Below are 13,489 nucleotides of genomic sequence, written 5' to 3'. Positions count from 1 at the left end.
ACCAGAAAGATAATAACAGAAATCAGCCTGGTCGGATTAAATAATAGGGAATGCTGGGTTAGAAAACTTAGGTCCATCTCGTACACCGCCCTGATTAACGAGCGTTCTCAACTCATAACTTTATGTTTAAGCAACCTATTTCAAGGTACGGTAGTAACTGTCCAGGGTATAAATCGCCGCAAGCGGATTATGTCCCAACAACCTGTCTTTTACAGCCAAAACTGTGGTTGGTGCTTCAGCATACTTAAAAAACAATGAATCATGCCCTACACACAATCCCAGAAGAATGTTGAAGTCAGCCTCTCCCTGATTCAGGATCATAGCCTGTAGAATCGGGTTACACATGGTTTCAGGCCTACGTGTATCAATCTGCTCATCAAGTGACACCCCTATGGTTTGTTTCGGCACCCTGCCAATCTTACAAATAGCGGATACAACCTCGAAGCCATGTGACGAAAATATCTGCTCAACGGCTTTTGCCTCTTTTCTCAATCCCAGACAAAAAGCCATTCCAAGCTTCTGGTAATTCATTCGCCGGGCAAACTCAATGATCTCCTCAATTCGAGTCTTGGCAGCCCGAACCCGCTCATACCCGAGGTCACGTCCATGATACCCTGTAGCTTCCTGAATTGCAGCCTGCCTGGCAAAATTGCAATTACCATTGGTATCGTTGTATTCCTCAAGACTTTTTTTAATGAGCTCAGTCATGTTCATGGTAGGACATGATTCGGGAAACCTCCCCTCCTCTATCCGACACAGCCTGTCAGATGCCTTAAATGGACATTGAGCACAATTCGGTGTTTCTGTTTGCATCCTCTCCCCTCTCCTGCCCCTGATCTTGTAAAAAAAATGCCATGCGTAGCACAAAAAATACTATTTGCTTCGATAAGCACCGTATAAACAGCCGCTTGTTTTTATAACTTTTTTTGCATACAGACCGAATTATTCATACTTTCATATGGTGGATAATTGTCGATTACCTGGTAACCCGCCTTTCGATAAAGTCCGATTGCCTCAGGTTGACCTTTGCCTGTTTCCAACACCGTGCAGCTGAACCCGCATCTTCGGGCAAGTACTTCAAGCTGGTCGAGAATGATGGTTGAGTAGCCTCTCCTCCGGCACTCTTCAGCAACAAACATTCGCTTAATTTCCACCGCGCTTTCAGAAAACTTTCTGAAACAGCCACAGGCCATGGGCCTACCATCCAGGTAACCAATTATGGCCGGTTCATCGATTTCAATCTGGTTATGCTTTGCATACGTTTTTTGCTCTGGCCCATATCTCTTTACCAATTCAATATCGAGCAACATGGTGAGAAGCTTAAAATCCGCATGGGAACTGCTCGCCTCAACAAACTCCATCCCTCCTCCCCTCAGCATTCATTCAATAAGTTTTGGGCTTCTGCACCCCTGTATTGCAACAACCGTCTCAAGCTTTACTGAAAATGAAACTCCATTGTTAGCCAAATCGTAAGATTACAGTTCTTTTGATATTTCATTTTGATCAGAACATATTACTGCAAGAACCCCTTTGGTAAAAAAGAGCTTTGCACCTTCTCCAATTACCACATTACTCAGCCCTCGACTTGAACCAAAATTCAATGGTTCATCGGCCAGTGGATATTCAACCCCTTCCAATGTTATTGAATGGACATCGCCAACAATTGGGAGCAGAGATACTCTCTCCCCCGATTCCGCATCTACATCATGATTCCCGGGATGCAGTATCTGTATTCTGTTCGAGTGATCATGAATTGATACCTTGATATTAGAATATTTTTCCTGACTGGCCAGCATAAGGTTGCTCAAGCTCATATCCAAGCGACCTCCTATCGCTCCAAAGAGATCTATCTTGACAGCTCCCCTGGACATGGCAAGGTCCAAGGCAAGTTCGAGATCTGTTGCATCTTTCCTGGTGGGATAGCGGAGAATTTCTATTGCTTGCTGTTGATACTCCACAAGCAAATCAGAATCTATTGAATCCAGATCACCAATGAGAATATGAGGCATACAACCGGCCTCAGCACAAAGGTTTGCTCCTCCATCTGCTGCGATAATTGTGTCTGCCATTTGAGCGATATGACAGAATTTCTCAGATAAATTTCCCGAACCATTTGCAACAATCACGACTTGCATGACGATATTCCTGAATTTTGATGAACCATTTTTTCTGCGTATCACTCAGATGGCAGCAACTTGACGGCTGAAGGATTTATTGCCAGCTTTATAAGTGCACCTTCCGGAGGTGGTGCAGGATCTAACGGTAGCTCGAATCGTAAAAGCTCCTCCCCTACTCTCACTTCAAGCCGGTAACTTGCTCCCTGAAAACGAGAAAGAGTTACTAGTCCGGAAATACACGGCCAGCCACGTGGGACCTGTTCCTGTTTCTCTAATACCTTTGCACCATCCGGCCGGATAAGAACAAGATAGCTGGAGTCCGGTTCGAATATGCTATGATCCACGAGCTGCCAAAATGAACCTTCGGGTACACTTCTATCCCTTCCTGACAATCTGATAAGGTTCTTAAAACCCAAAAACTCAGCCACAACCTTGTTTGCCGGGGTTTTATACACGTTTTCGGGACTGTCATATTGTTGCAGGATTCCATCTTTTAATATTGCAACTTTATCAGCCACACTGAATGCTTCTGCCTGATCATGGGTGACGAAAACAGCTGTAACACCAATGGATTTCAAGATCGCACGTATCTCTGCCGTCAAACGATCTCTTAAGGTCCTGTCCAGTGAACCCAGCGGTTCATCAAGAAGCAGCAACTCCGGTTCCGGCGCAAGGCAACGGGCCAACGCCACTCTCTGGCGCTCGCCGCCTGAGAGTTGATCTATCCGTCTATTTTCAAAGCCGGATAAACCAACGAGCACCAGCATAGCTTTTACTTTTTCTTGCACCCTTTCGTGTTCGAGTTTTTGCATCTCCAACCCGAACGCAATATTCTGCCAAACTGTCTTATGCGGGAAAAGCGCATATTCCTGAAACATCATGCCAATTTGACGTTTATGTGAAGCAATTGGCTGCAGGTCTTTTCCATTATAGAGAATGGTCCCTGACTCCTCCCGTTCAAGGCCCGCGAGAATCCTGAGCAAAGTGGTTTTACCTGAACCGGAAGGCCCGAGAAGACAAAGTACTTCTCCCTTTTCCAAAGTAAAACTTACACCTTGAAGTACGGTTTCATCGCCATACCGGCTATTTAAGCTAGTCACTTCAAGTAATTTAGAGGTTTTCATTCTAGTCCTTACCTTGTTACTTTTCACTACAACCCTCTCCGGGCAACCGGATCACCGTAAAGCATTCCGCGATCGATCGAGTTTTGCAATCAACCAGAATCCCGAGCAAGTCACCAGCATCAAAATCGTGCTCATAGCCATTGCCTGCCCGTAATTCATCTCACCAGGCTGGCCTAGAAATCTGAAAATTGCCACAGGCATTGTCGGAGTGTGCGGTCTGGTAACAAAAGCTGAAGCGCCAAATTCTCCCATCGAGATAGAAAATGCAAAAATAGCCCCAACCAGAATTGCCCGCCTGATTATCGGCAGATCAACCTGAAAAAATACTTGAGCCGGTGATGCACCAAGCATTGTTGCTGCTTCCCGAAGCGATTGTGGTATCTGCCTGAGTTGAGGCAAAATGCAGCGAACCACAAAGGGAAATGCCACCAGGGCGTGAGCAATTGGCACCAACGCCAGCGAATCACGCAAATTGAGGGGTGGTGCATTTAAAGTAATGATATAGCCAAAGCCCAGCGTTACGGCAGAAGTTGCAAGGGGCAACATTATCAGAGCGTCCCACAATGTTGTGGAAGATTTGTAACGCCTGATTGAAGTTACAATCTCTTTTCTTCTACCTTGATCAGATGCCAGAAAAACCGAGGCCATGAGCCCAAGTACAACTGCAATCAACATTGCTCCAATACCAAACCCAACACTGTTGGCTACAGCCTTGATCGGCTCAACGAAAAAGACTGAGTGGGCCTCGGTGGAAAACAGCGCTGAATAATAGCTCAGGGTCAATCCCTCTTGCCCCGTAAACGAGCGCAACACCAATGCCATCAGGGGGGTTACCAATAGCAGCAACATAATGCAGACATTACCGATGATCATAAGCCTGGCAAAAGAAGTTACGGGGCGCACAGCGCCCCCTGCCACAGAGTCAGAGTAGAAAGAACTCCTCGATTTAGTGTCGAGCCTGGCGTATATCCACATCAGGATAAAATTGATAGTTATCTGGATGAGCGATAAAGCGGCAGCCATAGGCAGGTTAAACATCTGCACAGCCTGACGATATATCTCGACTTCGATAGTGGCATAACCTGGGCCACCAAGAATGAGAACCACCCCAAAGCTGGTGAAACAGAAAATAAAAACCAAAAGCCCGGCGGACCCAATAGCGGGCAGGAGCAATGGCACGGTAACCCGTAAAAAAGTCTGCCAGGGTGATGCCCCAAGCATCCGCGCCGCCAAACGGAGATTAGGATCGAGACCGGCCCAGTAACTTGATACAATGCGGACAATCAGTGAATAATTATAAAAAACGTGAGCGAGTAGAAAAAAATAGACAGTCTGGTCGAGCCTGATTGGAGGCACGCTGAAATTAAACACATTTATCAGCAAGTCATTCGCCAGCCCATTCTCCCCCAAAAGTGCCCGAAAGGCTGCGGCAACAACAACGGTTGGCAGCACGAAAGGAACCGTCATGACTGCCTGCAGAAGACTCTTGCCGCGAAATTGGTATCTGGCAAAGATATAGGCTGCAGGAAGGGCAATCAGCAAAGTCAGCAAGGTGGAAAGTGCCGCCTGCCAGATGGTGAACCAGAGAATACGGAAATAAACAGGACTGGCGACCAGTTTGGCAAGCCTTTCAGGTTGCCAGCTGCCCTCCGGTAAAAAAGAGAACAGCACGATCTTGGTTAACGGATAAAAATAGAACAGTGCCAAGAAAACCAGAGGCAGGGAAAAAACCAGCCACCGCAGCGAATTTCGAGATTGTTCATTCACCAGTACAACCCCAGTAACAATATACCTTTAACCAGCATTCCCCATGACCACTATGTAAATTTCACCAACATGCAGGTTATACAACCTGCGTAGTCAAGATGTCGCCAATGCCCTGGAGCCAATCCCCTTGCACAGCCCATTAATCTAATTATATTCTCATTTTCCAATCAAACAGGCTGCCTGAATCTGGTGCAACGAACTCCGCGCTTTCCCATACCTGTGCCGATGAGATATCGGGGTTGTGCTTTAATGACTGGTTGTTTTAAAGAATACTCGAGACCCAACATCCGTAATTATCGCAACATCACGTTTGTCCAATCCTCCAGCCATTTTTCCCGATTGGTCTCGATGGCTGCGGGATCGACCTTTAACGGTTTCTCTGCGACTTTTGAATACTTTATAAATATTTCAGGCAGTTTTGCTTCGCCGCTAGCCGGATAGACAAACATTTGCAGGGGAATATCCTCCTGAAACGTTTTGCTGAGCATAAAGTCGACAAATTTTCGGGCAATCGTGACATTTTTGCTCCCTTTCAGGATTCCCACAAATTCGATCTGCCTGAAAGCGTTGTCATCGGTCACTAATGCCACGGTTGGAGCCTCTTCAGGCTCAGTCTCAGCATAATATACAGTTGCCGGTGGGCTGGTAGCATAACTCACCACTATAGGGCGATCCCCCTCTGAAGCAGCTGTGAAGTGTCCGAAGTAGGCATCAGACCACCCCTGGGCAATCAGCACCTTATTCTCACGCAACTTCTTCCAGTAATTAAGATAATCGCCCTCGCCAAACTTGCCTATGGTTGCAAGCAGAAACGCCATACCCGGAGAGGACGTAGCCGGATTCTGCACTGCAATGAGGCCTTTATACTCCGCCCTGGTCAGATCTGTCAGGTCAGTTGGTGGGGCTATCCCCTTTTCCTTAAACCAGGCTTTATCGTAGTTGAGGCAAACATCACCATAACTCACAGGCAACAACCTGTTTTCATTATCCAGCTTTAATTGATCGGGGATCATTTCCAGCATGGGAGACTGGTACGGTTCAAAGATATCTGCACCGATAGCCCTGGATAGAAAAGTGTTATCTACCCCGAAGAAGAGATCCGCCATTGGGTTATTCTTAGAAAGGATAGCCTGAACAAGAGCAGCCCCGGCATCACCTGACTTTAAAAACCGAACAACAACGTCATTTTCTCTTTCAAATTCGGCAATAACTTCTTTACTGACATTAAAACTGTCATGGGTCATCAAAGTTAACGTCTGTCCTGCATGGCACCAGGCAGGCAAAATGAACACGAGAGCAAAAATTAACAATACTCTCTTCAACTTGCAAATCGCTCCATTCATACTTATTTCCTTTAAAGTGAAATTTTGCCCGGAGAAGCTGTTCTGATCTGCAGTTTTTACAATCAGATACTACTTTCGGGCAGAGGAGCGTGTGCAATAAAAAAAGCCACCCCCAGAGCGGAGATGGCTGAAAGCCACACTTTTCCCTCCGCCGGCATTATCCGGATCAGGTTAAGCGGTCGGGTCCTTTCAGACCCCTCTCAGCCTGGTTATTCCAAGCTCCCGCGTATCAACTTGTACTTACAATGATTGACCGTACGATTAATGGTATGTCATGCAGATTAAGCCGGCAACATAAAATTGAATACCTCAACGTATTCAGAGAGTAAACTGTCTGAAGCAGTTACCTGCAGCCAATAAATCGGCCTGGAATTTGCATAATTTGTGACTACATATTATTTTCAAATCAGCTACGCAAAGCATTGCGACAGCTATGAGATACTCCCAAAAATCAACTATACTACTTGAAACACTATGATTTTATCTGATATCTACGCGACCATTTATCAATTTATCGTCAGTTACCCCATCATTGCCGCCATTGTAGGAGTGGTCCTTTTGGTATTCCTCTGGCAAAAGCCGTGGGAATTTTTGCGTATCACTATACTGGTTCTGATAATTGCAGCCGCCGGATACTATTTTGCCTTACTGACAATGTCGGCAGATTATGGTTCGGACCAGAAACGAGCAATTACTACAGAGAGAGAACAACAGTTAGAAGCTAATTAGCCCGAATCCCTCATGCGCACTTCAGGCTAAAGAGAGCCCCAGGGTGATACGTACCACCAGACACCAAGCCGCCTTATTATTTGAAATTACCTCAAGGGATCAGTTGCCAGCAATTGCCATCTACGATTTCTATAGAATCGAGTTCAGAAAAACCGGAAGTGCCATCTGAAACCACCACCAGATCCGCCCTGGCAAGCTGCGCCAACGCCCTCGGTTTTATCTCGCCTGATACAGAACGCACAACAATATGAATAGCAGGATCAACCACCGACCTTAAACTGTTTGATTCACAGACAACAAGCGCATTATCGGGAATTCTTTTCGAGAATTCCCGATACCCTGCCTCTATCCCTGCGTCATCACTTCTAAGATAGAACACTTTTTTCGCACCTGCCCGTAGCATACGGGAGGTATCCTTTGGACCATTAAGGCGATTTTCTTCAAACAGTTTTCCTTCAGGAAAATCACGGCTGTGATCCCCATGATAAAGATGCTCGTCCGGGAAAATAGCAGAGACCTTCAACGCATAGATGTCATATTCAGCTGAAAACGATTGTATCAGGCGGCAGACGAATTCGGTTTTACCAACATTTCTGCCGGCGCCACCAATGATTACCAGATTTATTTCTCTAGATTTTTTCAGCACAGTGCACACAGAAAGGGTTGGCCGGGTCAATCTCGAGACGGCGACCTGCAATCTCTTCATCGCACATGGCACAGTAGCCAAACGCCCCACCTTCAATTCGTTCAAGAGCTGCCTCAATGCGGGTAAGTTGTATCTCTCGCCGTCGCTTGCCTTCAAGTGCCATAGCTTGAGATTGCATGGCATCCATCCTTGAGAGGCGTCCTACAGTTGATTGATCCAATTCGACAGTGCGGGTGGAGGCCTGACCGGCCTTTTTCTGCCCGATCAACTCCTCCCGCTGCTGCAAAAGTAGTTCCGTCAGTTTGTCTATATCTATTCCACTCATAACCAGCTGCCTTTCTGGTAGCAATACCCCGATGAAAAATTCCACTCACTGAAAACTATCAGATCATAAAAAAAGGTTCGCACCTGTCTGCCGACCTAGGACAGTTCAGGTGCGAACAAGAGGTTTCTGAGTCAACGTCAATCGGCATCATAGCTGATTGAACACTTCTTGGAAACACCAAAGCGTAAGACCACCGGATGCAGGTTCTTGGTATCCTAATTCATTGGCGATCTACTCCGCCCCCATCTTCCGGATTATCGTGTTCTGTATTCTCTGCTTCATCGTCTTTAGGCTCTGAAGTTCCTCCTTCAGCTTCTTTGATTGCCAGATCGACTTTAGCCTGTTCACGAGCCATTCTCTTATCAGCAAGTTCCGATTTTTCACGTGCCTGCAGGGCGAGTCGCAACTGATTGACAAGATCCTGGTCAAGCGTTGAGCCACCGAGCTCTATCTTATCCATCTCCGTCCTGGCTTTAGCTGCCGCATCAGCAGCAGCCTTTTCAGCCTTTTTCAATCTTTGCCTCAAACGGTCAAGATTATCCTGCGCTTCAGCAAGATCACCCGCCTCCCCTTCTTCCGGCTCTGCTCCCAGATCGACTTCCTGTCCGGCCTGCACCAGTGCCAGCAAACCATTGGTGTGTTCGATATTCTGGACATTATCGCCAAATATATCAAATACACCTTCGCTCCTTATGGTAACCCCCATAAAGGTGAGCTCAGCATCAGCAGAATATTTTGAGATAGAGTGATGATCTGCATTTTCCACCAGGATCATTTCCGCATTGATGCGTGTTTCACCTATGGTTTGCTGTAAATCAGCAAGACTCTTTTCCGACAGGTCAGAATAATTGGTAGCCAGAACCCGAATGGTAGCACCATCCCACCGCTTATCTCTGGTAGTAAGATATGCCAGTAGCAACATCAGCCGGCTCGTTGCATCACCTCGCCACCAGACATCTATTCTCCGTTTTTCAGGCTCGACAAGCTCAACCTCATCCCAGCTACGCTGATCGCCTTTGAAAATTACAAGATGGCATCCCGCTCGATAACCACTCCTAAGATATTTCACATAATTCCTGGTGCGGGCAACGGAAGTATCATCTTTATCTTCAAGCCAGTTGAGGAGTATTGTGTTCGCTTTTATGGGACCTAAACCAAACGACTGAATAAGCACGTCCAGGGATAGTAGAGCATCAGGACTGGCAATTACTCGTGAGAAGATGTCAAGCCGGTGACTTTCCACTTCCCTTTTCAATTCAGCAGCCGCCTCAAGCCTCCTTTTACGACTTTGTGCCCCTTCTCCCTCAATAAATTGCACCACAGTGGTTAAACCACTTTTTCCCTCAAGCCAGCTTGCAAACTCAAGCAACCTTCCCCTTCTTTCCCTGGTGGCAGAAAAGGCCAGAATATATGGTCTCCAGTCCCTTGGATGATCAGGGTCCGAACCTGCCTCGAGAAGAAGAGACCGTACTTTTTGTAAATTATGGGAACGTTGACTGTCGGCCCAACGAGCCGGACGGGTGGTTCTCCGCAAATATTGATATATGGCAAAAAGAATAGCGATAGCTGCAATACCATATTCCCAATCTATGGCCAACATCACCCCCAGACACGCTGCGGCCCCGGCCAGACTGATGTTTTTATGGTACCATTTGAATCGCGGCCTGAAGGAAGGGCTGGAGGCTCCTGCTTCATAATAGGTTGCGTAATTCAGCAACCCGTAAGAAATCAGAAAAAACATGGAAACCAACCGGGCTATCAGGTCGAGTTCACCTAAAGCGATAGTTGCAAAAGCAATAGCGGCCGACAAAGCCACTCCTCTTTGAGGGTTGTCCGTTTCAGCACTGCCTTTGGCAAAAGGATTCAGAAAAAGGAATATTTTATCTTTGGCGAGGGATTGCAGTATGCGCGGCGCACCTAAAAATGAGGCCATGGCAGATGAAAGAGTGGCTGCAATGACACCGGCATCGATAAAGATACCCATGTACGCAATATCAGCCATCGCACCATAATCGTTCTGCAGTATAGTAAGCGGTCTGCTGGCTGCAAAAAGAATTGCTATGGTTACGTAAACTACAATAGACAGTCCTACAGCCACAAATGTTCCAAGAGGTAAACTTTTCTCAGGATATTTCAGATCTCCCGACATGCTTACCCCTTGGGTAAAACCGGTAACCGCTGGAAAGAAAATAGCAAATAGTACCCAGAATGGTGCGGCATTTTGTGGACGCGCGAGGTTTTTGGCCAACAACCCACTATCCCAGTTCGCTACTCCCCCGATATAAAATGAAGTCAGAGCCAGCACCAAAAATGCCATAACCAGATACTGAAACTTCGTGGCCAGGTCGGCACCAACCCAGGCTAAAAGGAACAGAAGAGCCACTGCAAGCGCGGAGATCATTTGAGGGAGACTTGACGGACCACCCGGGAAATAGCCAGCGACAACTTCACCAAACCCAATACAATAAAAGGCAATTGAGACCGACTGGGCAAGAAAGAGCACGAATCCCAGCGCCCCTCCAAACTCGAGGCCGAGGGTGCGTGAGATGAGGTAGTAATCGCCTCCACCTTTCACTTTGAAATTTGTGGCAATCGCCGCAAGGGAAAAGGTAGTCAGCACCGATATACTATTAGCCAACCCAATGATGAGCAAACCATACATCAAGCCTGTGCTACCTACCACATAACCAAGGCGCAAAAAAAGGATTATGCCGAGAATGGTAAGGATGGAAGGAGTAAAAACGCCGGCAAAAGTCCCTAATACGCCGGTTTGTTCTGGCAAAGCATTCTTTGGCTGCATAGATTTTCCCTATTCATATTATCTTCATACCAGATAGTGCCACTACAACCTCTGGCATAATTTAATATTTACAACAAACCATTCGGAATCAGCAATCTTTTAGCTGGTCGAAGACCAGTCTATGATTGGTGAGCTAACTCACAGAATACTCCCTGAAATATTGTATCAGTTCGAAGCGAAATCAGAAAATAAGCGAGTCACACACCAGATTTTTTATCGCCGAGACAATTTGTATTGCCAGTTCAGCTGACATTAACGCACATCCGGGGAAAGACGCAGGAAAGCCCAAAACCGAGACTGCGGGTCAGTCTTTTTTGTGTGTGTTGCGGGGAGTAGGTCAGAAGACAGAAGGATGGGAGATACTACTAGGAATGAATATCCGGGCATAATCGGAATTACTTATATTAGCGCATACCTGATCACCCAGTAAAATCCTATGCCAACAACCAGATAAAACCCGATACGTAAGAACATAAAGGTTATTGATTTTGGTGATCTATGTGACAGATAATGTTTACGAAAGCGCAATTCTGAAATAACCTGTGATGCTAGATACAGCAGACAAAAACCGAATATTCCGATAATGATATAAGGAGAGAATAACAACTCGCTTGGTGTACTGTTACCGGAATAGATATCTACAACGATAATAAAAAATATCAGGAGCGGGAAAAGAATAGTTATCCAGCCGTTGGATCGCTCATCTTTCAACTTCCTGAAAAATGCCCTTTCTTCATCGGAAAATCTATTATCCATAACAAACTCACACTGGTTACTGATTGGTTCTTATACCTGCGGGGTTTCCGCACCACGTTGGATATCCTCGCTTAATCTGCCTCAGCCAAAAGATGTTCTGTATATCGTATTAATATTTAACATCAATATATATTGCTCACATTAAAATCCAGTTAATATGGAATATAAATATATAGTATCAAGTTGCGAACTCAAATCATTCTATCAACAGGTAACCGCATCAAGTAAAAAAATCTGAATGAAAGCAAAATACATCAGACAAAATAGTAACAATATGACAAAACAGAATATATAGACAAACGACATACTGAGCTTTAAAGTTCAGCATCGAAGATAATGAAGGGGATATGTGAGGTCGTCTGTGCATTTTTTTCCCGATAAAAGAATATTACATGGAAAAGCTCTCACAAAAATATGGGGGATACATTGTCTATCACATAATTTATAGTCGGCAGGTACGACAGGTACACATCTCCAGGCAGGACAAACGCCCCATAATACCAGCAACTTTTTTATGTTAAGTATCACCAACATAGAGATAATTAACCGATAGCAATATCTTGTGCAAGCACAAACAAAAAAATGTGTACTTTCGCTATATTGCGAACAGCACACCCTGACAAACAACCGCTTCTGGTTTATTATAAATGTCTGTTTTAGTCTGGTGTGATATTGTAATTTACTGTCACGAAGAATCCCCTCAAGGGGCGATCAGTGATGATGAGAGATACTGGCTTAAAAGAGATCAATTCCGGGAGGGGCATGTCTGGATAATAACGACAATAGCCGATGTTGAATACATCGGCTGCTGCCGAAAAGAAACAGTTCAATGCTAATCAAAGCTGTGAATGAGAATATAATCACCAGCGGCAGCGCCACCATGGCAACTTATACCACCTGCGGGCTTTCCGAACCTATCAACTTTACCGTTTGTATCATATTTTGCCCAAAACCAGTCTCCAGCTTCCGGGTTATATCCTTTAACTTTATACATAACGGTAAGGGCCTGACGTTCTTCGGCCTCATTATGATTTTCCTTTACCACAATCGTACCACCATTCACCAGAGGCTTCGCAGAGGTGAGTCCCGCCTCGTTGACATACACTTTATGTAGCGGACCATGCGGCACACTGCCTTCCCGCATTCCCTGGTGATCCGGCCAGAATCCCCAGGAACTGTAAGGTGATGTCCTGGAGATATAGATCCACAGCGCATCCAGACCTGGCTCAGGCATTTCAGCCCAGGCCAATGACGCAACCAACGAACACAGTACTGAGGCCATTGCATACTGAATTCTCTTTTTCATTATTGCCCTTCGAAATCATTCAATTTTGCACTTCACTTGTACAGCCGACCTGTGAACCTGCTGCTGATTAAAGTGCTGCTTTTATGATAAAATACGTAGCTAAGGCTTATTGACCTTTTCATTATATGGTAATTAGGGCGTGGAAAAAGAGTTACTTCTATTGGGCAGGCAGCAGTTTGAAGGATTCAATTCTGATTCATGATCTCATTTACGGCATCAGCTGGTTGATACGCCGTACTGCCGGCATGATGATGTATGCTAAGCTGGCAGATTTATATGTACGCTATCACTATAAATAGTCCGGCACGCTGGCGGAACCTTGAAAATTCAAGTTTTTACCTATTATTTGTCACCTCTCCGCTGTTCTTCAATTCGACGCGCTTCGCGTCTGTGCTCCTTGTGCAAAAACCAGATCGGACAAGATGTGCGGAATGTGCAATAAATCTCAGGATCGAGACAATGCAGGCACTCCTCGCACAAGCCAACTTTGTGTTTCGAACAATAATATTGTGCCGGACGGTCATGGTGAGTACTACAATGATCCATAAAGAATACTCCTGCATGGTAAAGATAAAT

General features: G+C 45.7%; 12 protein-coding genes and 1 riboswitch. Of the genes, 1 reads left to right on the top strand and 11 read right to left on the bottom strand.

Annotation, left to right across the window (positions count from 1 at the left end; translation table 11 throughout):
• Nucleotides 1-135 precede the first annotated feature (135 nt).
• The 6 genes from ACN5NT_RS08805 to ACN5NT_RS08780 form a co-directional block, all read right to left on the bottom strand.
• The gene (locus tag ACN5NT_RS08805; protein ID WP_419175183.1) at nucleotides 136-813 is read right to left on the bottom strand and encodes a DUF1847 domain-containing protein; all 678 of its coding nucleotides are present in this window, start codon (nucleotides 811-813) and stop codon (nucleotides 136-138) included.
• A gap of 101 nt (nucleotides 814-914) precedes the next feature.
• The gene (locus ACN5NT_RS08800; protein WP_419175182.1) at nucleotides 915-1,361 is read right to left on the bottom strand and encodes a GNAT family N-acetyltransferase; all 447 of its coding nucleotides are present in this window, start codon (nucleotides 1,359-1,361) and stop codon (nucleotides 915-917) included.
• 114 nt (nucleotides 1,362-1,475) lie between these two features.
• Nucleotides 1,476-2,135 carry a thiamine diphosphokinase gene (locus ACN5NT_RS08795; protein WP_136795902.1) on the bottom strand — a complete coding sequence of 220 codons (660 nt, stop codon included), beginning with the start codon at nucleotides 2,133-2,135 and terminating at the stop codon, nucleotides 1,476-1,478.
• 41 nt (nucleotides 2,136-2,176) lie between these two features.
• Complete coding sequence (locus tag ACN5NT_RS08790; protein WP_419175181.1) at nucleotides 2,177-3,241, bottom strand: ABC transporter ATP-binding protein; 1,065 nt, start codon at nucleotides 3,239-3,241, stop codon at nucleotides 2,177-2,179.
• A gap of 51 nt (nucleotides 3,242-3,292) precedes the next feature.
• A complete protein-coding gene (locus tag ACN5NT_RS08785) occupies nucleotides 3,293-5,008 on the bottom strand; it encodes an ABC transporter permease (RefSeq protein WP_419175180.1) in 1,716 nt (571 codons plus the stop codon).
• Between the two features lie 293 nt (nucleotides 5,009-5,301).
• Nucleotides 5,302-6,351 (bottom strand): thiamine ABC transporter substrate-binding protein, encoded by a 1,050-nt coding sequence (locus tag ACN5NT_RS08780; RefSeq protein ID WP_419175179.1) that lies wholly within the window; start codon nucleotides 6,349-6,351, stop codon nucleotides 5,302-5,304.
• A 126-nt stretch (nucleotides 6,352-6,477) separates the two neighbouring features.
• Nucleotides 6,478-6,587: riboswitch (TPP riboswitch) on the bottom strand.
• 238 nt (nucleotides 6,588-6,825) lie between these two features.
• Between ACN5NT_RS08780 and ACN5NT_RS08775 the strand changes: the two genes are divergently transcribed.
• Complete coding sequence (locus tag ACN5NT_RS08775; protein WP_136795905.1) at nucleotides 6,826-7,080, top strand: hypothetical protein; 255 nt, start codon at nucleotides 6,826-6,828, stop codon at nucleotides 7,078-7,080.
• 91 nt (nucleotides 7,081-7,171) lie between these two features.
• Here the strand turns inward: ACN5NT_RS08775 and ACN5NT_RS08770 are convergent, their stop codons facing one another.
• The 5 genes from ACN5NT_RS08770 to ACN5NT_RS08750 all read right to left on the bottom strand — a co-directional run bounded on the left by ACN5NT_RS08770 (nucleotide 7,172) and on the right by ACN5NT_RS08750 (nucleotide 12,913).
• Nucleotides 7,172-7,726 (bottom strand): hypothetical protein, encoded by a 555-nt coding sequence (locus ACN5NT_RS08770; RefSeq protein ID WP_419175178.1) that lies wholly within the window; start codon nucleotides 7,724-7,726, stop codon nucleotides 7,172-7,174.
• Nucleotides 7,710-8,051: a TraR/DksA family transcriptional regulator gene (locus ACN5NT_RS08765; RefSeq protein WP_419175177.1), complete on the bottom strand. Its 342-nt coding sequence runs from the start codon at nucleotides 8,049-8,051 to the stop codon at nucleotides 7,710-7,712. Before ACN5NT_RS08765 ends, ACN5NT_RS08770 begins: the two co-directional genes overlap by 17 nt.
• Before the next feature lie 220 nt (nucleotides 8,052-8,271).
• Entirely contained in the window at nucleotides 8,272-10,851 is a 2,580-nt protein-coding gene (locus tag ACN5NT_RS08760) for an amino acid permease (protein ID WP_419175176.1), read from the bottom strand.
• A 399-nt stretch (nucleotides 10,852-11,250) separates the two neighbouring features.
• On the bottom strand, nucleotides 11,251-11,607 hold the full coding sequence (locus ACN5NT_RS08755) for a hypothetical protein (protein WP_419175175.1): 357 nt from the start codon (nucleotides 11,605-11,607) through the stop codon (nucleotides 11,251-11,253).
• Between the two features lie 832 nt (nucleotides 11,608-12,439).
• Nucleotides 12,440-12,913, bottom strand: a complete 474-nt coding sequence (locus ACN5NT_RS08750) for a cytochrome P460 family protein (protein WP_419175174.1) — start codon at nucleotides 12,911-12,913, stop codon at nucleotides 12,440-12,442.
• Between the last annotated feature and the right edge of the window lie 576 nt (nucleotides 12,914-13,489).

Source organism: Desulfosediminicola sp., assembly GCF_048381775.1.
In the GTDB taxonomy this organism is placed as follows: Bacteria; Desulfobacterota; Desulfobulbia; order Desulfobulbales; family Desulfocapsaceae; genus Desulfopila; species Desulfopila ganghwensis.
The sequence above is the reverse complement of the archived record's forward strand: the minus strand, read 5'-3'. Positions and strand labels throughout refer to the sequence as shown.